The sequence below is a fragment of the Streptomyces sp. NPDC002125 genome (genome assembly GCF_053593715.1).
Map to the genome: position 1 here is coordinate 138,504 of NZ_JBSFDD010000015.1, position 23,074 is coordinate 161,577.

At 71.4% G+C, this 23,074-nt stretch carries 20 protein-coding genes; 15 read left to right on the forward strand and 5 right to left on the reverse strand.

Translation table 11 applies throughout. The features are described from left to right. Positions 1 to 54: 54 nt before the first annotated feature. On the forward strand, positions 55 to 1,038 hold the full coding sequence (locus ACWCQM_RS24660) for a GDP-L-fucose synthase family protein (RefSeq protein WP_450917316.1): 984 nt from the start codon (positions 55 to 57) through the stop codon (positions 1,036 to 1,038). A gap of 60 nt (positions 1,039 to 1,098) precedes the next feature. On the opposite strand, the gene ACWCQM_RS24665 is transcribed toward ACWCQM_RS24660, so the two are convergent. Beyond that, entirely contained in the window at positions 1,099 to 2,643 is a 1,545-nt protein-coding gene (locus ACWCQM_RS24665; protein ID WP_450917317.1) for a sugar transferase, read from the reverse strand. 202 nt (positions 2,644 to 2,845) lie between these two features. On the opposite strand from ACWCQM_RS24665, the gene ACWCQM_RS24670 reads away from it, so the two are divergent. Then, a complete protein-coding gene (locus tag ACWCQM_RS24670; protein WP_450917318.1) occupies positions 2,846 to 3,223 on the forward strand; it encodes an ankyrin repeat domain-containing protein in 378 nt (125 codons plus the stop codon). A gap of 122 nt (positions 3,224 to 3,345) precedes the next feature. Here the strand turns inward: ACWCQM_RS24670 and ACWCQM_RS24675 are convergent, their stop codons facing one another. Together ACWCQM_RS24675 and ACWCQM_RS24680 are read right to left on the reverse strand one after the other, a co-directional pair. After that, the gene (locus ACWCQM_RS24675; RefSeq protein WP_450917366.1) at positions 3,346 to 4,818 is read right to left on the reverse strand and encodes a catalase; all 1,473 of its coding nucleotides are present in this window, start codon (positions 4,816 to 4,818) and stop codon (positions 3,346 to 3,348) included. After that, positions 4,811 to 5,287 carry a Fur family transcriptional regulator gene (locus ACWCQM_RS24680; RefSeq protein WP_450917319.1) on the reverse strand — a complete coding sequence of 159 codons (477 nt, stop codon included), beginning with the start codon at positions 5,285 to 5,287 and terminating at the stop codon, positions 4,811 to 4,813. Before ACWCQM_RS24680 ends, ACWCQM_RS24675 begins: the two co-directional genes overlap by 8 nt. A gap of 206 nt (positions 5,288 to 5,493) precedes the next feature. Here ACWCQM_RS24680 and ACWCQM_RS24685 point away from each other — a divergent pair, with 206 nt between their 5' ends. The 9 genes from ACWCQM_RS24685 to ACWCQM_RS24725 all read left to right on the forward strand — a co-directional run bounded on the left by ACWCQM_RS24685 (position 5,494) and on the right by ACWCQM_RS24725 (position 16,459). Then, positions 5,494 to 6,978: an AlkA N-terminal domain-containing protein gene (locus ACWCQM_RS24685; RefSeq protein ID WP_450917320.1), complete on the forward strand. Its 1,485-nt coding sequence runs from the start codon at positions 5,494 to 5,496 to the stop codon at positions 6,976 to 6,978. 34 nt (positions 6,979 to 7,012) lie between these two features. Then, a complete protein-coding gene (locus tag ACWCQM_RS24690) occupies positions 7,013 to 7,522 on the forward strand; it encodes a methylated-DNA--[protein]-cysteine S-methyltransferase (protein WP_450917321.1) in 510 nt (169 codons plus the stop codon). Between the two features lies 1 nt (position 7,523). Beyond that, positions 7,524 to 8,189, forward strand: a complete 666-nt coding sequence (locus tag ACWCQM_RS24695; RefSeq protein WP_450917322.1) for an alpha-ketoglutarate-dependent dioxygenase AlkB family protein — start codon at positions 7,524 to 7,526, stop codon at positions 8,187 to 8,189. A gap of 113 nt (positions 8,190 to 8,302) precedes the next feature. After that, the gene (locus tag ACWCQM_RS24700; protein ID WP_450917323.1) at positions 8,303 to 8,806 is read left to right on the forward strand and encodes a hypothetical protein; all 504 of its coding nucleotides are present in this window, start codon (positions 8,303 to 8,305) and stop codon (positions 8,804 to 8,806) included. Next, positions 8,806 to 10,197 (forward strand): hypothetical protein, encoded by a 1,392-nt coding sequence (locus ACWCQM_RS24705; RefSeq protein ID WP_450917324.1) that lies wholly within the window; start codon positions 8,806 to 8,808, stop codon positions 10,195 to 10,197. The genes ACWCQM_RS24700 and ACWCQM_RS24705 overlap by 1 nt, the downstream gene beginning before the upstream one ends. A 59-nt stretch (positions 10,198 to 10,256) precedes the next feature. Further along, complete coding sequence (locus ACWCQM_RS24710) at positions 10,257 to 11,636, forward strand: vWA domain-containing protein (RefSeq protein WP_450917367.1); 1,380 nt, start codon at positions 10,257 to 10,259, stop codon at positions 11,634 to 11,636. Between the two features lie 58 nt (positions 11,637 to 11,694). Further along, positions 11,695 to 12,807, forward strand: a complete 1,113-nt coding sequence (locus tag ACWCQM_RS24715) for an ATP-binding protein (protein ID WP_033302095.1) — start codon at positions 11,695 to 11,697, stop codon at positions 12,805 to 12,807. Beyond that, entirely contained in the window at positions 12,804 to 15,599 is a 2,796-nt protein-coding gene (locus tag ACWCQM_RS24720; RefSeq protein WP_450917325.1) for a hypothetical protein, read from the forward strand. The genes ACWCQM_RS24715 and ACWCQM_RS24720 overlap by 4 nt, the downstream gene beginning before the upstream one ends. Before the next feature lie 224 nt (positions 15,600 to 15,823). Beyond that, positions 15,824 to 16,459, forward strand: a complete 636-nt coding sequence (locus ACWCQM_RS24725) for a DUF6058 family natural product biosynthesis protein (protein ID WP_450917326.1) — start codon at positions 15,824 to 15,826, stop codon at positions 16,457 to 16,459. Here the strand turns inward: ACWCQM_RS24725 and ACWCQM_RS24730 are convergent. Continuing rightward, positions 16,434 to 17,810, reverse strand: coding sequence for an acetamidase/formamidase family protein (locus ACWCQM_RS24730; protein ID WP_450917327.1), 1,377 nt, complete (start codon positions 17,808 to 17,810; stop codon positions 16,434 to 16,436). The genes ACWCQM_RS24725 and ACWCQM_RS24730 overlap by 26 nt on opposite strands. Positions 17,811 to 18,157: 347 nt before the next feature. Between ACWCQM_RS24730 and ACWCQM_RS24735 the strand changes: the two genes are divergently transcribed. Together ACWCQM_RS24735 and ACWCQM_RS24740 are read left to right on the forward strand one after the other, a co-directional pair. Further along, positions 18,158 to 18,811, forward strand: a complete 654-nt coding sequence (locus ACWCQM_RS24735; protein ID WP_450917328.1) for a class I SAM-dependent methyltransferase — start codon at positions 18,158 to 18,160, stop codon at positions 18,809 to 18,811. A 518-nt stretch (positions 18,812 to 19,329) separates the two neighbouring features. Beyond that, the gene (locus ACWCQM_RS24740) at positions 19,330 to 19,983 is read left to right on the forward strand and encodes a hypothetical protein (protein ID WP_450917329.1); all 654 of its coding nucleotides are present in this window, start codon (positions 19,330 to 19,332) and stop codon (positions 19,981 to 19,983) included. Positions 19,984 to 20,275: 292 nt separating this feature from the next. Here ACWCQM_RS24740 and ACWCQM_RS24745 read toward each other — a convergent pair whose 3' ends face one another. Continuing rightward, complete coding sequence (locus ACWCQM_RS24745; RefSeq protein WP_450917330.1) at positions 20,276 to 21,073, reverse strand: inositol monophosphatase family protein; 798 nt, start codon at positions 21,071 to 21,073, stop codon at positions 20,276 to 20,278. Positions 21,074 to 21,260: 187 nt separating this feature from the next. On the opposite strand from ACWCQM_RS24745, the gene ACWCQM_RS24750 reads away from it, so the two are divergent. After that, a complete protein-coding gene (locus tag ACWCQM_RS24750) occupies positions 21,261 to 21,917 on the forward strand; it encodes a hypothetical protein (RefSeq protein ID WP_450917331.1) in 657 nt (218 codons plus the stop codon). 141 nt (positions 21,918 to 22,058) lie between these two features. Then, entirely contained in the window at positions 22,059 to 23,063 is a 1,005-nt protein-coding gene (locus tag ACWCQM_RS24755; protein WP_450917332.1) for a hypothetical protein, read from the forward strand. Positions 23,064 to 23,074: the final 11 nt, after the last annotated feature.

Here is a 23,074-nt window from a genome sequence, read left to right on the forward strand (position 1 = left end):
GCGGAATGCGGCAAAGGGTCACCCAGGCGCCGTGCTGCTGGCACAATCCGTGCCATGACGACTGAAATCCCCGGCCCACCCCAGGAATCCGTCCTCCCCCTGCTGTCTCCCGGTGCCCGCATATTCGTCGCGGGCCACCGCGGACTCGTCGGTTCGGCGCTGGTGCGCCGCCTCACCGCCGACGGCCACGAGGTGATCACCCGCGGCCGGGACGAGCTCGATCTGCGGGACGCCGGTCCGACCGAGGCCTTTCTCCGTGACACCCGTCCGGACGCCGTCGTGCTGGCCGCCGCCAAGGTGGGCGGGATCATGGCCAACAGCACCAGCCCGGTGCAGTTCCTGGAGGACAACCTCCGCATCCAGCTCGCCGTGATCGCGGGCGCGCACGCCGCCGGTGTCCGGCGGCTGCTCTTCCTCGGCTCGTCGTGCATCTATCCCAAGCACGCCCCGCAGCCCATCCCCGAGGACGCGCTGCTGACCGGACCCCTCGAACCGACCAACGAGGCCTACGCGCTGGCCAAGATCGCCGGGATCGTGCAGATCCAGTCCTACCGCCGGCAGTACGGCGCCTCGTACATCAGCGCCATGCCCACCAATCTCTACGGTCCGGGCGACAACTTCGACCTGGAGACCTCGCACGTGCTGCCGGCCCTGATCCGCCGCTTCCACGAGGCGAAGAGGGACGGGGCGCCCGAGGTCACCCTCTGGGGATCCGGCAGTCCCCGCCGTGAGTTCCTCCATGTCGACGATCTCGCAGCCGCCTGTGTGCGGCTGCTGGAGTCCTACGACGGCGACGAACCCGTCAACGTCGGCTGCGGAGAGGACCTCCCCATCCGTGAACTTGCCGCCATCGTGCGCGAGGTGACGGCCTATCAGGGCTCGGTCGTCTGGGACACCTCGAAGCCCGACGGCACCCCGCGCAAGCTCCTCGACGTGTCCCGGCTCTCCTCCCTCGGCTTCAAGCCGCAGATCCCCCTGCGGGACGGCGTCGCCCGCACCTACGCCTGGTGGCTCGGCAGCCAGGCCCCTCGGCACTGACCTCCCGGCCCGGCCGCCGCGGTACGTCCTGGACCCGTGCACCCGTTCCCCCGCCACGGCTCAGTACGCCCCGCGGCCGTCGGTGACGGCACGCACCGTACGGGCGAGGAGCCCCATGTCCGTGGCCATCGACCAGTTGTCGACGTACCAGAGGTCCAGCGACACCGTCTCCTGCCAGGACAGGTCCGAGCGCCCGCTGACCTGCCAGAGGCCGGTCAGCCCCGGCCGGACCGCCAGCCGTCTCAGCTCGCGCTCGTCGTAGCGCGACACCTCCTCCGGCAGCGGAGGGCGTGGGCCTACCAGGGACATGTCACCCCGTAGCACGTTGAGGAGCTGCGGGAGCTCGTCGACGGACGTCCTGCGCAGCGCGTGGCCGATCCGGGTCACCCGGGGGTCGCGGCGCATCTTGAACATCGGGCCCTCGCTCTCGTTCACCGCCGAGAGGTGCTCCCTGCGGGACTCCGCGTCCGCCACCATCGTGCGGAACTTCCACATGGTGAAAGGCCGGTTGTGCCGCCCCTGACGGATCTGGCGGTGGAAGACGGGTCCGGGCGACGAGAGCCGCACGGCCACCGCCACCGCGAAGAACACCGGAGCGAGCGCGAGCAGGCCGAGCGCCGCACCGGCACGGTCCACCACGGTCTTGAGCAGAGCCTGCGCTCCGCGCCGCAGCGGTGGTGCCACGTGCAGGAGCGTCAGCCCCGCGGCGGCGGCGGGCCGCACCCGGGCGGCGGCGACCCCGGACAGTTCCGAGAGCACGCAGAGGGCGAGGCCGCCGTCGTGCAGGCCCCACGCGAGGCGGCGCAGCCGGTCCTCGTCCAGCTGCGGCCCCGGGGCGACGAGGACCAGGTCCGCGTCATGGGCGAACGCGCTGCCGAGCACCGTCGACACGTCGTCCTCGGCGAATTCCGGGGCGATCCGCCCCGGCACCGGCGTCCCGCAGTCGGGCGCCGCCGGACCCACCGGCACCACCGCCACGGCTCTGTACGGGTGATCCGTACGGGAGTTGAGCAGGCCGACGGCCCGGTCCAGGCCCTCGGCCTCGCCGACCACCAGGACCCGCCGTCCGCGCCGCGCGGCCGGCCGCCAGCGGCCCGCGGCCCCCGCGAGGACGGCGACGGCCAGGCCGGGTGCGAGCGCCACGACCCCGGTCGCCGGGTCGAGCCCCCCGCCCGTCAGGGCCACCAGCACGGCCAGCACCCCGATGAGCGCCAGCCAGTCACCGAGCGAGCTGTGCGGCGCCCCGGCGGGTTCCCCCGGCAGCCCGCGCGTGTACCGGCCGCGCACCGCGCGCACTCCGGTCCAGACGAGGGCGGCCGACGCCGCGGCGGTCAGCGGGCCCGGCTGGTCCCCGGCCCTCAGCACGAGCCAGGCCGGGACTCCCAGGCCCAGCAGATCGGTCAGTACGAGGAGCGGTACCTGCGGATCGGGCCTCTTTCTCGCCCGCGGTCTCTCCGCGTGGTCGCGCTCCACAGTCGTCGGTGCTCTCCACACACGCTCCGGAGCCACCGTGCGGTTCCGTGGCCCACCGGTACGCGGACGTGGTGCCTCCGCGATCCCGGCGGGCCCGGATATATCCGTTTCAGGTATTTCGACATGCCCCATGAACCCCCCAGCCACAGTTGCATCCCCACAAACGGGACGCATCCGCCGATCCCATGGACTGACGGATGCGCCCTCGCTCGGTGCACGATATCCACACACGTGCCATTTCGCTGGAGTTCTCGTGAAGTTCAGACAGCTCGGACGAAGTGATCTGTGTCGCGCCCTCCGGAGGGTTTGGGAGGGTCCCGCCTAGAGTGAAGGTATGCAACCGCTTTCCGAGGAACAGACAGGCAGACTCGTCGCGATCGTGATGGATCTGGCCAGAGAAGGACGGTCGGAGGAGCTCCTGGAGTTCTTCGATCACGGCCTTCCGGTCGACGTCCAGGACCCCGACGGAAACACGGCGCTCATGCTCGCGGCGTACCACGGACAGGCGGAGACGGTCCGCGCGCTCATCGGGCGCGGTGCCGATGTCGACCTGCGGAACGGCCGGGACCAGTCCCCGGTGGCGGGTGCGCTGTTCAAGGGTGAGGACACGGTCGTGAAGGCCCTGGTCGCAGCGGGTGCCGACCTCGACGCGGGGACGCCCAGTGGACGCGCCGCAGCCGAGATGTTCGGCAGGACGGCGCTGCTTCCGTAGCGCTCGCGGCGGTTTCGGGACGGACAGGGCCCCGGGCGACTTCCCGTCGCCCGGGGCCCTTTCGTATACGGCTCCGGCCGAACCGCGGGCGGTCCGGGGCCTCTTGGCGTACTGCCGTGGACTCAGGCCGACTTGGAGGCCTTCAGGGCCTCGATGGCCTTGCGCACACCCTCGCCGTAGGCCGGGTCGGCCTGCGTGCAGTGGCTGATGTGGCGCTCGATGGTGGCCTGCGAGGCGCCGTCGATGGCCCGGGCGGTGTTGCCGAACAGGGCGTCCTGCTCGTCCGGGCTCATCGCCCGGAACAGGTTGCCCGGCTGCTCGAAGTAGTTGTCGTCGTCCTCGCGGTAGTCGAACCGGTCGGCGGCGGCCCCGTCGAGCGCCAGGCCCGGCTCGGCGAACTGCGGCTGCTCGGCCCAGCGGCCGTAGCTGTTCGGCGTGTAGCCGGGCACGGCGCCCTGGTTGCCGTCCACGCGCAACTGCCCGTCACGGTGGTAGGTGTTGACGTTCTTCGCGCCGCGCGGCTGGTTGACCGGAATCTGGTGGTGGTTGACCCCGACGCGGTAGCGGGCGGCGTCACCGTACGAGAACAGCCGGCCCTGGAGCATGCGGTCGGGCGAAGCGCCCACGCCGGGAACGAGGTTGGCCGGGGTGAAGGCGGCCTGCTCCACGTCCGCGAAGTAGTTCTCCGGGTTGCGGTTGAGCTCGAACTCGCCGACCTCGATGAGCGGGTAGTCCTTCTTGGACCAGACCTTGGTGAGGTCGAAGGGGTGGTAGCGGTACGTCGCCGCGTCGGCCTCCGGCATCACCTGGATGTAGAAGGTCCACTTCGGGTGGTCGCCGCGCTCGATCGCGTCGAACAGGTCCGCCTGCGAGGACTCGCGGTCAGCGGCGACGATCGCGGCGGCCTCCTCGTCCGTCAGGTTCTTGATGCCCTGCTGCGTACGGAAGTGGAACTTCACCCAGAAGCGCTCGTTGCTCTCGTTGATGAACGAGTAGGTGTGCGAGCCGAAGCCGTGCATGTGGCGGTAGCCGTCGGGGATGCCGCGGTCCGACATCACGATGGTGACCTGGTGCAGCGCCTCGGGGAGGTTCGTCCAGAAGTCCCAGTTGTTCTCCGGGGAGCGCAGGTTGGTGCGCGGGTCGCGCTTGACGGCGCGGTTGAGGTCGGGGAAGTGGTGGGGGTCGCGGTGGAAGAAGACCGGCGTGTTGTTGCCGACGACGTCCCAGTTGCCCTCCTCCGTGTAGAAGCGGAGGGCGAAACCGCGGATGTCGCGCTCCGCGTCGGCCGCACCGCGCTCACCGGCGACGGTGGAGAACCGGGCGAAGAGCTCCGTCTGCTTGCCGACCTCGGAGAAGAGCGCGGCCCGGGAGTAGCGGGTGATGTCCTGCGTCACGGTGAAGGTGCCGAAGGCCCCGGAGCCCTTGGCGTGCATGCGCCGCTCCGGGATGACCTCACGGCTGAAGTGGGCCAGCTTCTCCAGGAACCAGACGTCCTGGAGCAGCATCGGGCCGCGCGGACCGGCGGTGACGGCGTTCTCGTTGTTCGCGACCGGTGCGCCGGCGGCAGTGGTCAGCGGCTTCGTGTTGTCAGAAATTGTCCTGCTCCTCCGTGTGGGAACTTCGGTGCGACTCCGGATTCCGCTGACCTCGCTCGGGCTGACATGCCGGGCACAGACCCCAGTACGTCACCTCCACGTGGTCGATGGTGAACCCGTGATTCCGTGGCGTGTCCAGCCGCGGAGCGACCCGGGGGGCATCGACGTCGGCGATGGTGCCGCAGGTGCGGCAGACCACGTGCTGATGGTCGTCCCAGGTCTGTCCCTCGTACCGTGCCGGGGAATTCGGCAGGTCGATCCGCCGCGCCAGTCCGGCGTCGACGAGCGTCCTGAGCACGTCGTAGACCGCTTGGGTCGAGACCGTGCCGATCCGTGTCCGTACCAGGGTGAGGAGGGTACTGACGTCGGCGTGCGGGGCCTCGTGGACCGCCGAGAGCACGGCGACCCGGGGTCGGGTCACCCGCAACGACGCTCCGCGCAGGAGCGTCCTGGCCTCGGCTTCGATCACCTTCGCAGTGAATCACTTCTCTGGAATGATTCCAATCAATGGGGCGTAAAGACGAGCGCGTGTCCCCGTGCACTGGCCCGTGGAGCCCTTCCGGGCCCGGAGTCCGGCGCTCGTCGTCGCCGGCCGCGCCCGTCGCCCGGTGCCACGAGTGCCGTGTCCGATTCCCGCCAGCACCGCAGCGTGCGATGGCGCACCCTGGAAGCGTGATGAGCGACGACAGCAGGTACGAGGCGGTGAGCAGCCGCGACGCCCGGTTCGACGGCGAGTTCTTCTTCGCCGTGTCCACGACCGGGATCTACTGCCGCCCGAGCTGTCCGGCCTCCACCCCCAAGCGGCAGAACGTGACCTTCCACCCCACCGCTGCCGCCGCCCAGGGCGCCGGATACCGCGCCTGCCGGCGTTGCCGCCCGGACGCGGTGCCCGGCTCCGCCGACTGGAACGCCCGCGCCGACCTCGTGGGCCGGGCGATGCGGCTGATCGGCGACGGAGTCGTCGACCGCGAGGGCGTCGCCGGACTCGCCGCGCGCCTCGGCTACAGCGCCCGCCAGGTGCAGCGCCAGCTGAACGCCGAGGTCGGTGCCGGGCCCATCGCGCTGGCCCGGGCCCAGCGGGCGCACACCGCGCGGGTCCTCATGCAGACCACCGGCCTGCGGGCCGCGGAGGTGGCCTTCGCCGCGGGTTTCTCCAGTGTCCGCCAATTCAATGACACGGTCAGGGAGATCTACGCCCTCACCCCCGGCGAGCTGCGCGCCGCACGCCCCGGCCGGTCCTCCCGCTTCGGTTCCGTCTCAGCCGCAGACGGGGCCGGGGGAGTGCCGCTGCGGCTCGCCCACCGGGGGCCGTACGCGGCGGCGGAGATCTTCGACCACCTCGCCGCACGCGCCCTCGCGGGCGTCGAGGAGATGGCGGGCGGCCGGGGCGACCGCCTCTACCGGCGCACTCTGCGTCTGCCCCACGGCACCGGCATCGCGGAGGTCGGCGAGAGGCTGGGCGACGGATGGCTGGAATGCAGGCTGCACCTTTCCGATCTGCGCGATCTGACGACCGCCACCCAGCGGATTCGCCGCCTCTTCGACCTGGACGCCGACCCCCACGCCGTCGCCGAGCGCCTCGGTGCCGAGCCCGCGCTCGCCCCGCTCGTCGCCCTCCGGCCGGGGCTGCGCGCCCCCGGGGCGGTGGACGCCCACGAACTGACCATCCGCGCCGTGCTCGGCCAGCAGGTGTCCGTCGCCGCGGGGCGCGCGCTCGGCGGCGCGCTGGTCGCCGCCCGCGGCACACCTCTCCGCACCCCCAGCGGAGCCCTCACCCACACGTTCCCCGAGCCCTCCGCCCTGGCCGGCGAGGACCTGCGGGAGCTCGGGATGCCCGAATCGCGGCGGGCCGCCCTGCGCGGCGTCGCCGCGGCCCTCGCCGAAGGCAGGATCGGCCTCGACCCGGGCGCCGACCGGGACCGGGCCGAGAAGGAGCTGCTCGGCCTGCGGGGCGTCGGGCCCTGGACGGCCGGGTACGTCCGGATGCGGGCGCTCGGCGACCCGGACGTGCTGCTCACCGGCGACGTGGCCGTCCTCGCGGGAATGCGGCACACAGGGGCCGACGCGGTGGACGCCGAGGCGTGGCGGCCCTGGCGCACCTACGCCACGCACCACTTCTGGAACGCGGCGGCCGACCGGCGCCGCACCACCTCGGCGTGATGACATGAACAGCACTTTCGGAAGGACCGGCAGGATGACGCTCTACACCACGATGGACAGCCCGCTCGGCGAACTGCTGCTGGTGGGCGAGGAGTCGGCCACGGCATCCGGCGGCACCGCCCTCGCCTCGCTCTCGGTACCGGGCCAGAAGGGCGGCGCGACGGTCCAGGACGGCTGGACGGAGGACGCGGAGGCGTTCACCGCGATCACCGCCGAACTGCGCGCCTACTTCGAGGGCAGCCGGACGAGCTTCGGCATCGAGTACGCCGTCGGCCGTGGCACCGACTTCCAGCGGCGCGTCTGGCAGGCCCTGGAGGCCATCCCGTACGGCACGACGCTCAGCTACGGCGAGATCGCCGCCCGGATCGGCGCGTCGCGTGCAGCCGTGCGCTCGGTGGGCACCGCGATCGGCGCCAACCCGCTGCTGGTCGTGCGCCCCTGCCACCGCGTGATCGGCGCGAGCGGCGCGCTGACCGGCTACTCCGGCGGCCTCGACCGCAAACGAAAGCTCTTGGACCTGGAGAACCGCCACCAGGCGGCCTGAGATGGACGCCCTGATCCCCCGCCCCGTCATGGAAGTCGCCCCCGGCGCCTGGCACGTGCCCGGCTGGCTGACCCTCGCGCGCCAACGCGAGCTGGTGACGGCCTGCCGGGCCTGGGCGACCGGGCCCGTCCCCATCCGGCACACACGGCTGCCACGCGGCGGCGTCATGTCCGTACGGACCGTCTGCGTCGGCTGGCACTGGCAGCCGTACAGGTACACCCGCACGGCGGAGGACGTGAACGGCCGGCAGGTCGCCGAATTTCCCGACTGGATGGTGCGGCTGGGGCGCGAAGCCCATCTGGCGGCGTACGGAGACGAGGCGGCGGCGCGGGCCTACACCCCGGACACGGCGCTGATCAACTTCTACGACGGGCAGGCCAGGATGGGCATGCACCAGGACAAGGACGAGAGGTCCTCCGCCCCGGTCGTCTCCCTGTCCATCGGCGACACCTGCGTCTTCCGCGTCGGCAACACCGAGACCCGCACCAAGCCGTACACCGACATCGAGCTGGCCTCGGGCGACCTGTTCGTCTTCGGCGGCCCCTCGCGGTTCATCCACCACGCGGTCCCCAAGGTCCATGAGGGGACCGGCGATCCGGCCACCGGGCTGGGCTCGGGGCGGCTCAACATCACGATGAGGGTCACCGGGCTGCGGGACCCCTCGTAAGACCCCGGGGGAACCCTGGTGACCGCGGCGTTGTCAGTGGGTGCACGTAGGTTCAGTCGTGTCCCGCCGATCCGGCGAGGACGACCCCTCAGGTGTGCATTGGAGATGGCGCGTTGTCCGATTGGGAGAGGTCCAGCACGGCACGGGTGATTCCGCCCGCACGGCCGCGCAAGCTCGCCAAGGTCCCGTTCGTCGAGCTGGCCGACGGACGTCTGCAGGGTGTGGTGTCCAGCGGCTCGGACATCGGACGGGTCTACGTCTCGTCGGTCGCGGCCGGGACCTTCGCGTTCGCGTGCAGCACCAACAACAACCGCCCCTGCGGCGGGGCGCGCGGCTCGTTCTGCAATCACATAATCGCCCTGATCAACGAGTCGGTCCTGCAGTACGGCGCCGAGCGCGTGGTCCGGTATCTGAAGGCCGAAATTCCGGCGGGGGACGCGGACGGGCCCGCCCTCGTGGCGGCCATGCGCAGCACCCGGCCGCAGGCGGACGCGACGAAGGCCGCGGCCTCCGTGTTCAGCCGATTCCTGCGGCACCTCGCGTATCTCGAACACGGCCCGGTGACGGCTCCGTTGCCCGAGATGCACTTCTTCCCGCCGACCAGGGCGGTGGCCTGATGCGTGCGGATCTGCTCGCGGAACCCGTCGAAGGGCTCGACGAGGCCCTGGACGCCGTCGACGCCTTCGACCGTGCTCTCGTCGACGGCCTGCTCCGGCCGCGGTCCGGAGGGACCGACGGACCGGCCGCGCTCGCCCGGGCCGTGGCGGGGACCCCATTGGCCGGCCGGGTCGCCGAGGCGGCCGGGAAGGCCGCCGCGGGAGCGGCCGGTGAGGACCACTTCGTGGCCCTGGCCGCCGCCCGCACGGCGCTGCTCGGCTCCGTCCACGACGCCCTGCTGAGCCGCGTCGAGGAGGCGGCGGGGCGGTCGCGCGACGAGCTCGCCGCGCCGGCGCCCGGTGAGGGGCGGACGGCGAACCTCCTGGCGGCTGCCCGCGCCTGGCTCTCCGACCTGGCCCGCTGCGGATGGCAGGGCCTCGACCACGAGGTCGTGTCCGGAGCGGCGGAGGTCGTCTCCGCGATGCTTCCCGACCCCTCCCTCCGCCGCCTCGCGGCCCTCGTCGACGGCTTCGCGGCCGAGCTGGCCGCGTCCTGTCCCGGCGCGTCAGCGGAGCGCTTCCCGATACGCCGTTGGGCCGACCTCTGGTCGCGCGGAATGCTGCTGACGGTTCCCGGCGCCGCCGGTGCGCCGCCGGTCTCCACCGCGGACGGGCGCCTGCTGCCCCTCGGCATCGACGTACAGGAGCACGCGACCGCAGCGCAGGCGCAGGTGCACGCCGTGTTCGAGCCCGCCGACGGTTCGCCGTCCCGGCTCGTGCGAGCCAGCGTGTCCGTGCCGAAGCCCGACACGGTCGTCGGGGCCGGGATCTGGCAGCTGATGCGCCCGCACATGTCCCTGCTCGCGGCGGCGGGTGAGGGCCGTTCCATGGAGCTCACCGCGATGCCGGTCACGGCCGAGGGCGACCTCGTCTGGAGCGACGAGCACGCGCGCCCCGGAGAGCCGGCCGAGGCGTTCGCCACGGCCCGCGTGGCACTGCCCACCGCGAACGCCCCGGCGACGGCCCCCCTGGACCGGCACCCTGCGCGGATCGCCGTGCCCGTCTTCCTGGAGGGCTACACCGCCCGTACGGACGACGACGGCGCACTGACCTTCACGGTCGCCGGGCTCGAACTGCCCGTCCACACCGACCGGATCCCGGCCGCGGGCCCGCTCACCCCCGAGACCGTCGCCAGGTCGAGCGCGTGCATCGCGCTGATCCGCTGGGACGCCGGGACGTTCGGTGTGCAGCCACTCGCCGTCGAGACCACGGTGCGGAAGAAGGTGACCGCGGTGCACGCGGGGGCGTGGGCCGGAGGGACGGCCGACAAGACGGGGCTCAGGGCGGAGAAGGCCGCCACCGACGCCGCGAAGGTGCTGAGCGAGCGCGCGGGAAGGCTGCTGCGGAAGTGACCGGACAGCAGAGTCCCGGGGTGACCGGAGATACCTCGAACGACAACCGCCGCCAGGTCATGTACTGGCGCCTCCTCGCCCGGCTCTTCGACCCCGAGGAGCAGGCGGCCCTGGAGTCCGCGAGCCTCGCCGTGGTGGAGGACATCGGCCTGCCCGCCAAGCTGCTCGACCCGCAGGCGTCCATCGACTCGGTGATGCAGCGCCACCCCGAGCTGGCCGCCGAGTTCGACGGCCTGATGGTGCCGGAGGACACGGACGAGACGGAGGAGGGGACGGAGCAGGGCGGCGAGGACGGCGGCGGACGCGACCGTGCCGCCGAGGTGCGGCGCGCCGCGCTCGTGTCCAAGGTGCTGCTCAACGTCTTCCACTCCCCGCCGGGCACGGTCACCGCCGACCAGCTGTCCAGGTGGCAGTCCGACGCCGGCTGGCTGGAGCGCGCGCTCGGCTGCACGCCCGGCGAACTGCGCGGCGGTCGCGCCGGAGGCAGGGGCGCCGCTCCGACCGGCACGGGTGGCGGCGGCAGAACCCCCGACCTCAGCCGGCTGATTCCGGAGATCGGCCCCGAACTCGGCTCCATCGAGGCCGGACTCGTCAAGCGGATGCGGCTGCGCGAGGTGCTCGCCGACCCCGCGCTCGCCGCCCGGCTCACGCCGAGCATGTCCCTGATCGAACAGCTGCTGCGCGACAAGGACAACCTCTCCGGCGTCGCCCTGGCCAACGCCAAGGCGCTGATCCGCCGCTTCGTCGACGAGGTCGCCGAAGTGCTGCGCACCCAGGTGGAGAAGTCGACCGTCGGCGCCCTGGACCGCTCGGTCCCGCCCAAGCGGGTCTTCCGCAACCTCGACCTCGACCGCACGATCTGGAAGAACCTCACCAACTGGAGCCCGGAGGAGGAGCGGCTCTACGTCGACCGCCTCTTCTACCGGCACACGGCGCGCAAGACGACGCCCCAGCGGCTGATCGTCGTCGTCGACCAGTCGGGTTCCATGGTCGACTCGATGGTCAACTGCACCATTCTCGCCTCGATCTTCGCGGGACTGCCCAAGGTGGACGTCCACCTCATCGCCTACGACACGCAGGCACTCGACCTCACTCCCTGGGTGCACGACCCCTTCGAGACACTGCTGCGGACCAATCTCGGAGGCGGCACCGACGGCACGGTCGCGATGGCGCTGGCCCAGCCGAAGATCGCCGAGCCGCGCAACACCGTCGTGGTGTGGATATCCGACTTCTACGAATGGCAGGCCGAGCCGCTGTTCGAGAGCATGGCCGCCATCCACCGCTCGGGAGCCAAGTTCATCCCGGTCGGCTCGGTGACCAGCTCCGGCCGCGCCAGCGTCAACCCGTGGTTCCGGGAGCGCTTCAAGGACCAGGGGACGCCGGTGCTCTCCGGCCACATCCGCAAGCTCGTCCACGAGCTCAAGACATTCCTGACCTGAGGCGTCCTGCCCAGGCGCAATCGAACTCCCCCTCCCCATCGTGAAAGGCACAGAAGACATGTCCGACCTGTTGCGCGCCCCCGCCGAGATCAAGTACGCCGAGGAGCTGGACTGGCTGGAGTCGGTCGACGACGGCCCCAAGCCCTTCTCCTGGCGGCTCTCGCCCAAGATGGTCCGGCTGTTCATCCTGGGATCCGAGCGCTCCGACGGCCTCGACCGCGAGATCTCCCAGAAGTGGTACGGCGACCGCAGCTTCGTCGAGCGCTCCATCGTCACCCTGGCGTCGGACCGCGGTCTGCTGCTGATCGGCGACCCCGGCACGGGCAAGAGCTGGCTGGCCGAGCTGCTGTCCGCCGCCATATCCCGCAACTCCACCCTCGTGGTGCAGGGCACGGCCGGCACCACCGAGGACCACATCAAGTACTCCTGGAACGTCTCCATGGTGATCTCCAAGGGGCAGTCCCGGGAGTCGATGATCCCCTCGCCGATCATGACGGCGATGGAGACCGGCGCGATCGGCCGCTTCGAGGAGCTCACCCGCTCCACCAGCGACGTCCAGGACGCGCTGATCTCGATCCTCTCCGAGAAGTACATCTCGGTTCCGGAGATGGACAGCGACAACATCGTCTTCGCCAAGCCGGGCTTCTCCGTCATCGCCACGGCCAACAGCCGTGACCGCGGGGTCAACGACCTGTCCTCCGCGCTCAAGCGCCGCTTCAACTTCGTCCGCATCCCGGTGGTGACGAACAAGAAGAGCGAGGCGGAGATCGTCCGCTTCCGCACCGAGGAACTGCTGCGCCGCCACCAGATCGAGCTGGACGTCCCGCCGACGCTCCTGGACGTACTGCTCCAGAGCTTCGCCGATCTGCGGGCATCCGCGGCGGCGGCCGGCAGCGACGACGAGAAGCTGGAGTCCGCGCTGTCGAGCGCCGAGCAGATCGGCGTGCTCGAGGACGCCATCCTGCACAGCAACTTCTTCGGCGAACGCGCCCTGACCGCCCGCACCCTGGCCTCGTCGCTCGTGGGATCGCTGGCCCGGCGCGAGCCCGAGGACCTCGCCATCCTCAACAAGTACCTGCACGGTGTCGTCGAGCCGCGCAGCAAGGAGGAGGGCGGCTCCTGGCCGGAGTTCCTGGAGGGCGGCCGCGACGCGATCGCCACCCTGTCATGAGCGCCGCGACCGAGGAGACCGCGTTCGAGGCGCTGCGCGGCCAGCTGCAGGACGCGGCGACCGAGTTCGCGGACGGCCCCGACGCACTTCAGGGCATCCTGCTCGGCATCGTCGACGACGTCGACCGGGCCGTGCGCGAGCCGCTGGAGATCTTCCCCGTATGCCACCACTCGCCCGCCTCGGCGGTCGCGATGGCACGGCGGCTGCGGGAGAAGCAGCCCAAGGTGGTGTATCTGGAGCTGTGCGAGGACATGGCTCCGCTCCTGCCGGAGCTGAGGAACTGCCGCCTCCCGGTGGCCGTCCAGGCGTTCGCGAGCGAGGTCAAGGGCTTCCCCGCGGAGTGGGCGCCGCTGTCGGTCGTCGCCCCGATCACCGAGGCCTCCGCCGAGTACCAGGCCATCGCCTACGCTTTGGACACCCCGGGCGTGGAGCTGGTCCTCGTCGACCGCTCGTCGGACCACGTCTTCCAGTGGCAGGCAGGCGGCACGGAGCTCACGGGCCCCGACGCACCGCCCGCCGACGAGGAGGCGGCGCTGCACGGTGACGCGGTCGGCGTGGAGATCGGCGACCTGCGGCCCCGCTTCGCCGAACTGGAGGAGCACCTCCTGCACCACGGCCGGGTGCGGCACTGGTCGGAGTGGTGGCACCAGTACGTCGAGCTGCCCCTCGGGGACAGCGACCACGACACCTACCGCCAGGTCATGCTGCTGATCGGCAGCCTGTTCCGCCGTCTCGCCCCCGGTGACGCCGCCCGGGTCCGCGTCGACGAGGACCGTGAGCGCTACATGTGGACCCGGATGCGCGAGCACCTCGCCGCCACCGGCACCGATCCCGAGGACTGCCTCTACGTCTGCGGAGCGTTCCACGCCTCCAGCCGCGTCGAGGAGTTCGGTGTCCACGGCAGCGACGGCTTCGAGATCAGCCCGCCGAGCGAGAGCACCTGGCAGCACGGTCTGATCCCGTCCAGCCACTCGGCGATCGAGGCGCAGTTCGGCCTCGCCGCCGGGTCGGTCTCGATCGCGGCCACCCAGTGGGCGAAGAACCTCAAGCGCACCCGGGTGCAGCCGTACCGGCTCGTGGGACAGGCAGGCACCAAGAAGACGGCGAAGCCGCGGAAGACAGCCGCTGCCGCCGTCCCCGTGGCGCCGGAGGCTCCCTCCGACAAGCTCTCCGGCTTCCTCCAGAGCCCACCGGCCCTGGACCGGCTGGACGAGGCCGAACTGCTCGGCTGGTCGGTGGAGATCGTGCGCTCCGCCCGCCGCAACGGCTACCTCGCCTCCACCGCCGACGCCATCGCCGTGTTCGAGACCTCGATCCTGCTGGCGGGCATGCGGGACCGGGCCAGGCCGACCCCGTACGACTTCCAGGACGCGGCGGTCACCTGCATCGAGAAGGACACCGTGCCGGGCCGGCGCGACGTGCGCCGCCTCGTGGAGATCCTGATGGGCGGCGACCGGGTCGGCCAGGTCGGCTACGACGCGCTGCCGCCCCTGGCCCGCGATGTGCACGACCGGCTCGCCCCGCTGAACCTCAAGCTCCAGCAGCGCGGAGTGCAGCGGGCCCTGCTGGACATCGCCGCCCAGCAGGAACTGCGCCAGTGCTCCGATGTGCTGTGGATGCTGCGCCATCTGATGCCGCCCGGCGCCGCACGTCCCATCATGGGCGAGCGCGAGCTCGGCAAGCAGTCGGTCCAGGAGTCCTGGGACCTCGCGCTCGGCACCCACCAGCGGGCGCTGATCGAGCTGGGCTACGAGGGCGTCAGCATCGAGCAGGTGCTCGAACAGAGGCTGCGGCGCGCGGCGTACGCCCCCGACGCCACCACCGCGCAGGTCCTGGAGGCCGTCGAGGCCGCTCTGCTCCATCTGCGCGGAAGCCGCCTCGCCGACGAGCTGGGCACCCGCGCCCTTGAGGTGCTGGCCACCGAGCGCAGCGTCGACGGCGCGCCGGAGGTGCTGCGCCGGGTGCGCCGGCTCCTGGCGTACTACCGGATCAGCCGGCCCGAACTGCCGTCCTGGATCGAGTCCTTCGCCAAGACGGGGTACGCGCACTACTGCACCCTCCTGCCGACGGCGTTCACCGACGAGGACGCGACCGTCCGCCAGGTCGCCGCCATGCTGGGCTTCCTCTTCAGCATGGAGAGCCTCGCCCTGTCACTCGGCTGCGACCGGACCCAGCTGGACCTGGCCTTCGCTCAGTCACACCCGCAGGAGCCGTCCAGGGTGGCGCTGCTGTGGGCGGCGCAGGTGCACCTCGGCCAGCTCTCCCGCACCGGACTGCGGGAGCGGTGCGACGCGTTGCTGGCCGACCCGCTGGTGGTGCCCGCCTATCCGCGCTACCTCAGCGGCTTCCTGCACGCCCTGGAGCCGGTGCCGCAGCTGGCCGACTTCGTCGTGGAGGCGGTGTCGAACGCGTTCGCGCGGCTCCCGGACCCGGTGCTGCTGCCGTGGCTGCCGAAGCTGATCACCACGCTGCGTTCCGAGGGCGCCGAGCTGGCCCCGCTGCTGATCCGCGAGGCCGGGCGGGTCTTCCCCGGCCGCCTGGCCGCCCTGGACGCCTGGGTCCCGCCGTGGCTCGCCGCCCCGGAGACCCCGGCCGCCGCCCCGGCGGCGACCGGCGGCGGCGCGGCGGGACGTGCCGTCCTGCTCGCCGCACACCCGGAGACGTGCGACAGCCTCGCCGAGCTACTGGGCTGCGAGGGCGCCTGGGAGACGGAGGCACCTTCGGGCGCGATACTCGTCGGTCGCCACCCGGAGACCGCGGGGGCACTGGAGGCGCTGCTGGCGAGGGTCTGAAAGCCCGGAGTCCGGCACGGCGCACGGCGCGAGACCCGCTGCGCCGTGCCGCCGTGCCCGTGGTGCCGCCGTGCCCGTGGTGCCGCCGCGCCCGCGGTGCGGTCGGGCCCGTTGTGTCGCCGTTCCGTCGTGCGCGGACAGTTCGGCGGGCGCCGAACGACCGGATGGATAGCGTGCTGAGCGCGCCACGGGAGAGGCTCGTGGCCGACGGTGAGGAGCGGTCCATGGCGGAGCTGTCCGTGGGGGAGCGGGACCTGAAACAGAAGATCGCCGAGCGGTTCCGTGAGGTCAACGGCGACCATCCGATGACCGGGGCGGACGACGCCTATGTCACCGCGCGGTTCACCGCTCTGGAGCAACTCTGCGCCGTACAGGGCCGCGACGCCGACGAGGTACGCCGGCTGATGCTGGCGGGGCGCCTTCCGCTGCCGGGATATCTGCGCTCCGACGGCGCCGAGATGGTGCCCGGCGACCTGTTCGCCCTCGCCGAGAAGGCGGGCGGCACGGACCGGCTCCAGGAGTGGTTCACCGCCCACTGGACCGACCCGGCCGCCGGGGCGGCGGAGTGGGACGCGTACCTCGGCGGACAGTACGTCTGCCTGCACTCGGTGACTCCGGCCGGTATCCGGCGCAAGGACGAGCTGACGGCGGCGATCACCTCCGCGCCGGCCGCACCCGACGCCGGGTCGGAGCTCTGGTCGGCGCGACTGCACCTGCTGATCGGCGAGCTCGACGCGCTGGAGCCCGAGTTCACCGCGTACGACCGCCTGCGCTTCGACGGGCCCACCTCCCGCGATACGTGCATCGCCGGGATGCGGGCCCGTTTCCCCCGCGTCAGCCCCGGAAGTGGGACTTGCTGATCATGCCGTGCACGCCCGTGGTGCGGTCCACGACCTGCGAGACCTCGAAGTCCGCCGCCGCCGACAGATAGGCGTACGCCGTCGCGCGGTCCATGCCCAGGTCGTCCTGGAGGAAGTCGAGGGCGTTCACCACGGCCCGGCGCATGGCCACGTCCAGGTCGCCCAGATTGCCGGAGGCCGAGCCGTCGGGGTCGGAGAGGCCGACCGGGATCCAGGTGTCCTTCGTCTCGCCGAACGGATAACGGTAGGCGACCGAGGGCGCGTCGCCGCTGCCCGGCTTGCACACGGTCAGCCGGAAGGTGGCGCGGAGCGAACCCTCCAGCGCGGTGAGCGCGGCCTCGCCGTTGCCCATCGCGAAGTGCGGGTCGCCCATGTAGAAGAGGGCACCCTCCGCGAAGACCGGGAGGTAGAACGCCGAGTCCTCACCCAGATGGCGAATGTCGATGTTGCCGCCGCCCAGGGTGGGCGGGATCGAGTTCAGCAGGGGGTCGGTGGGCGAGCCCGCGTCGGCGAAGGCGACACCCATCATGCCCATGTGCGGGGCCAGCGGGAAGCGCACCTTGGCCTTCCGGCCGAGCGGCAGCACCGCCTGCGCGCCGTGCGAGCCCCGCTCGACCGGTGTGAACACGGAGACGTTTCCGTACTTCTCGGGATCACCTGAGGCCCGGCCGTCGTCAGCCATCGGTGGCATGACCTCGGCGGCCGTGATGCCGTCCGGGGCGCTCCCGTCCGCGCGACGGGCGAGCGCGCCCTTGCCGTGCCGGCTGGAGATCACTCCGTACGGCACGCGGGGCAGCAGCGACAGCGGCTCCACCTTCAGGACGTCACCGGGCTCGGCACCCTCGACCGCGACGGGCCCGATCACCACGTGCGGGCCGTCCACGTCGAAGTTCCGCGCGGTGCGGTCGTAGTCGCGGGCCACCGACACCGCGTCCTTGAGGACCCGGTCGGCGGGTACGCCCTGGGAGCGGAAGTAGGCGAGCGGATCGCGGCCCTGGTCCTCCAGCAGGCCCTCGTGCGAGAGCGTGTCCACGGTGAGGGTCTCCCCGGAGCGCATCCGCAGCACAGGATCACTGCCGAGCGACGGCACGTAGCCCCAGCGCACCTCGTCCGCGTCGGCCCGCAGATAGTGGCGGCCGTGCACCGGGCCTTTGCCCGGCTGGAGTATCTGCCCCGGGTAGGAGACATGCGGCCCGGACGAGGGTGCCGCCGACGCCGGACCCTGCCCCGCGACCGAGGCCGCTGCCGTCAGCGCCCCCACACCCGCCGCCGCCCGCAACAGGCCACGCCGGCCAAGACGATCCTTCAACTGCTCGTGCAGACCAGCCAGTTCGCCGTTCTCGACAGCCACGCGCAACAACCTCCCGAACACCGGACCGTTCCGGCTCCGGATCCGCCGGAACGATGTGGTGCCTGGTCTACGGGGCGGGTGTTACGAACGAAGATCCACTTGGATTTCCGCGCCGTAACGAGACACCCGCCGGCCGGAGCCGAGAAGGCCGGCCCCGGCACCCCCGCGAGGCAACACCGTGCGACGGCTTCCTCCCGCACCCGGGCACACACCGGGGCTGCGCGACTCCCGCGTATACGTCCGCCCGCCCTCCCGTCCTTCGGCCCACCCGCCCGTCCGTCCGCCCGGCCGAGCCGGACCGGGGCCCCGCGCCCCGCACGCGCGGGCTGCGGCTACCGTGTCGCAGCATGAACGCGGACGGATGGCTGGCGGACACCCGGAGCTCCTACGACACGGTCGCGGACAGCTATGCCGCCCAGCTGCGCGAGGCCCTGGCGGGGGAGCCGTACCTTCGGGCGGCGCTGGCGCTCTTCGCCGAACTGGCCCACGCGGCCGGCGGCGGTCCCGTGGCGGACGTGGGGTGCGGCCCGGGGCACGTCACCGCTCACCTGCACGAGCTGGGCGTCGACGCGTTCGGCATCGATCTCTCACCCGGGATGATCGACGTGGCCCGGCGCGACCACCCCGGACTGCGCTTCGAGGTCGGCTCGATGACCGGCCTCGCACAGGCCGACGGCTCGGTCGGCGCCCTGCTCGCGTTCTGGTCGCTGATCCACATCCCCGACGACTCGGTCCCCACGGTCTTCACCGAGTTCCGGCGCGTGCTGCGCCCCGGCGCACCGCTGCTGCTCGGCTTCCACATGGGCGACGAGTCACGACTGAAGACGCAGGGCTACGGCGGATATCCGATGAAGGTCCACGTCCACCGCCGCCTGCCGGCCCAGGTGACCGCCTGGCTGAGCGATGCCGGATTCACCGTCCAGGCGCAGATGCTGCTCGACCTGGACGAGAGCCTGCCGGGAGCCGTCCTCTTCGCCCGACGGGAGGCCCAGGCGCAGTGACCCGCGGCGTGGACGGCGCTCTCTGTCCCGGGACTCCGCCGCCGGGCACTCCCAGGCTCTTGTCAGACACCGCTGTTACGTTGACACGAGGATGTGCTGACCTTCGGACGCGAGGAAGCCCGGCCTCGGCTCACCGGCTTCCCGGTGTGACCGGCCTCCATGGAGCCGGCCGCCGTGATGCCGAGCGAGCCACGGACGGCCGAACGGGCCGAAGTGCCGAATGAGGGGCGGCTAGTTCGAATACGGTCGCAGTCGGGGGTGCCGGGCGTGCTGTTCCTGGTCAGCCCAGTGGCACGAGGTGCTCGCTGGGTGTGTAATTCAATAAGAGGAGAAAGCGGGATCCCACCACGCGGCCTTGACCGTCAGGTGCTGTTGGTCCCTCACGTCCTGGGTCCACAGGTATACCGGGCTATCCCCTTTATGACGAGCGCACCGAATGGGGATTGGCGTTGCCGTCGAGCCTGAGGTCCACGTGGTGGAGCAGTCACCGGATCACCGCGACGGGGTGAGGAGACACCATGCTCGACAACCCGTATGAAGGCACGGATTTCGCGGAATCCTGGCACCAGGGATTCGGTGCCGGATTCACCTATCCCGATCGCCCCAACGAGGCACCCTTCCTGCTGGACAGCGATCAGCGGACGGTCTACGCCGAAGGCGTCCTCGCCGGAAACGACGCGGCGTCGCATGGGCAGGAGCTGTCCGACGTAACGCCCAGCGGGGACGCTTTCGCCGAGACGGCGGCGCATGTGGGTGAAGGGGTGCACCTGATCGCTGACGCCAAACACATCATCAAGCTGCGCACGCTGACATCGGTGGGGTGGGGAGCGTTCTGGGGGATCGTGCTGTTCGCGGTCCTCGGCCCGGACCGCTCGGACGAGTACTACTTCGATTCGGCCGCCCGGGCTTCTCTCAAGCAGGCGTATGACGATCTGTCTTCGACGGGAATGATGACGTCGAACGTCGAGCTGTACATGGCCGCCTGCGACCAGGACCACGGCAGCACGGAAGATGACGCGCTCACCCGCCAAGGCTGGTGGCACGGAATGGTGTACGGGGCATTCGAACCCGCCGAGACGGAGGCCCGGGGCCACGAACACCTGGGCAACACACGGGTACTGCGATTCCAGGCGGGGCTGGACGAGATCGAGATGATCGCGCTGGAGCAGTGAGCGAAAAGCGCCTGTTCTCAATCCTGGGCTGTGTGTTGCCCAGATCGGGATTTGAACAGAGGCCCCCTTGGGGTGCTCCGGAGACGACCCTCAGCGGTTCCGCTGAGGGTCGTCCGGTGGTGATGCGCGGTTTCGGGTCCAGGCCGGGGGCTCGTGCGGCACCCGGGCGACGGTGGTGACTGTCACCGCCGTTTCGGTCAGTCCCGTCGCGCTTCGCGCTGATTTCGCTCAGCACGGAGGCGCATACGACCAGCAGCGCGACCAACCCCGGCGCACCTGTGCGGTGACAGCTCTAACGCAGGCTGCGGATCATCGAGATCAGCAGCGCGTGGGTCCCGGCGTCGGCCGCCACCACAAGCCCGCGGGCTGCCCTCCCGATCGGGGCGCCGTCGATTCCGGTGACCACGCAGCCGGCGGCCTGGCACACAGCGATGCCGGCGGCGAAATGCACGCTCCCGGACAGGTCACCGCCGTCGGTCACGTAGGCGGCCCGCTTACCGCTCGCGACCCAGGCCAACGCCAGCGTCGTGGACACGACACGCGGCCGGAACCGCTCGACGAAGCCGGGGTGAGCCAGCAGGTCAACGGCACGGAACCCGGGGGCACTCGGGAACGGCGGGTCCAGATTGACGTCGACCAGTCGCGTGGCAGGAGTGGGTGCCAACCGGGCGTCCACCTCGTCATGCCGCACCCAGGCGGTCTTCCCGTCGGTGAAGAAGACCTCGCCGCTGAACGGATCGGCCACAGCTGCCGCCCCATCGCGCAGCGCCACGTTGACGGCCACCAGCATGGTGCCGACGGCGTAGTTCAGCGTGCCGCACAGGGGATCGACCAGCCAGCGACGCGCAGCGTCGGCGGCACCGTGCGCCCCGCCTTCCTCACCGAGCACCGCGTCATCGGGCCGAGCGGCACGGATGACACCGAGGATCGCCTTCTCGGCCTCCACATCGGCGGCGGTGGCAAAGTCTCCGGCGCCCTTGTCGATGCGGGTGAGCCGCTGACCGTACAGGGTGCGCACCAGGTCCGCGCCGGTGCGTGCCCCGGCTATCGCAACCTCGGCATCGTCGGCACCCGTGAATGAGTCGGTCACCCTGCCAGAGTAGCGAGGCGCCCGCCGAGGCAAGTGCGGTCGACCAGAACCACGCTGACATCCCCTTGCCATTCCCCGGGAGCAGCATGTCGCCGTCCAACGCGTACCGGCTGACCACGAAGGACACGGCCTCGCTGGGCTGTTCCCGCCCGACCTTGCCGGCTACCACGACGGGGCCGAGGTCTCCGTGCCCACCGCACTGGAGCTGGTGCGTGCCATGCTCCGGGACAGTGGTGCCTGGTGCAGGCTGGAGTCCGGGGACACGTTCACCGTGCACGTCGGGTGGGACCAGTACGTGTACGTCGGCAGCGCCCGGCCCTGCGAAGGGGCCGTCGCCCGGACCCATGAGATCGGCTTGTTCGCGGAGCCGATCACGGCCTCACCGTATGCCGCGGACCAAGAGGAACCAGAGGTGACGGAGGCCGCGGACGAGGACTTCTGGGAGCACGTGCGCGCGGCACTGGCCGCATCGCAGGCGTTGCTGCTGGAAGAGACATACGTCCGCAACGCCTCCCGCTGGCACCATCTCACCGAGGACAACCTCGACACCGTGCGCGTCGCTCTGGGGTCACGCGCGCTTCTGGCCGTCCACCCCGGCCTCCCCCCTGAGGTCGACGCGGTCCTGGCCGCGCTGCCCAAGGACGAATCCGTCGGGGTCGTATGGGAGGCACCGGACGCGACGATCCGCCGTGTCATCGTCGACGAGACCGGCCACCAGCAACTCGCCGGCCTGGTGGCCGGTGCGCGGGGCGCCTGCCTGCTGCCCCTGTCCCCCGACGAACACTCCCCGCTCTTCCGCGCGGCTCTGCCCGACAGCGACGGAGTGCTTCGCGCCCGGTGGTGACCCGCATCCTCCGGTCCCCGCGTGCGCGATGGGCGCCCACCGGACCGGTCGCGATCCTGGATCTCCGCCTGTTGACCGAGGGCGGAACTGACGGGTTCGGCCCCCTGGCTGTGCCGACTCCGTAGAATGTGTCCCTCGGAAATGCGGCTGATCATCGGGGGCGGGACATTGGCCGGAAAACCGCAGTTGCTCTTCATACACGGCATCGGCTCGGCGCGGGCCTCGGACATGGAACTACGGGAGTGGTCCGCGTCCCTCGCGAGCGGTGTCCGGGCGGCCGGCCACGCGGACCTGGTCTCGGGCATCACCCAGGCGTGGGCCGCGGAGACCCGCTTCGCCAACTACAGCGATCTCTTCTACAGAGCGGGTGCCCAGGGCGCCGCCGACGGTATCTCGGATGAGGAGCTGTCCCTGCTGCTCGCCCTCCTGGACGAGATGACCCAAGAGCTGGGCCGCCAGGCCGAGTCGGCCGGTGACCGCAGGTCGGTGGAGATCATCGGGAGCGCCCGCGCGGAGCTCCGGGCCGCCGTCGAACCGGAGACGGTACAGGGTCAGGGGCCGCTCGAGGCCGTCCGGCGGGCGGGCAACGTGGCGACGTTCCTTCTCCAGCTTCCCGGCCTGCGGCAGGCGTCGCAGTGGGCCAGTGGAGTCCAGTTCCTTCCGGTCCTCTCCCAGGTGGGCCGGTACCTGGCCCGGAAGGAGCCGGACGACGCGGGGCTGGGTCTCGACGTGCGCATCCGTGAGCGCGTCCTCTCCGGCCTCGACCCGTCCCGGCCGCTGATCGTGATCTCACACTCGCTCGGCACGGTCGTCGCGTACGAAGCGCTGCACATGTACACCGGCCGTGTGCCGCTGTGGATCACGCTGGGCTCACCACTGGCCATGGGGGCTCTGGTGCTTCAGCGGCTGGCGCCCCGGCCGCCGCGGACGCCGGCCGGTGTGGAGCGCTGGCTCAACTTCTGGGACCGCGACGACATCGTGGTCGCCCGTCCCCGCCTGGAGCGCTGGATGGAGGCCAACGCCCTGGGCGTCGAACCGGTGACCGCACGCGCGGACACGCACGGACTCTGGACCCATACGGCGACGAAGTACCTCGCGCACAAGGACGTCGCAGGGCCGGTGGCCGAGACGTTGAAGAACCTCTGACAGGCGGCCGC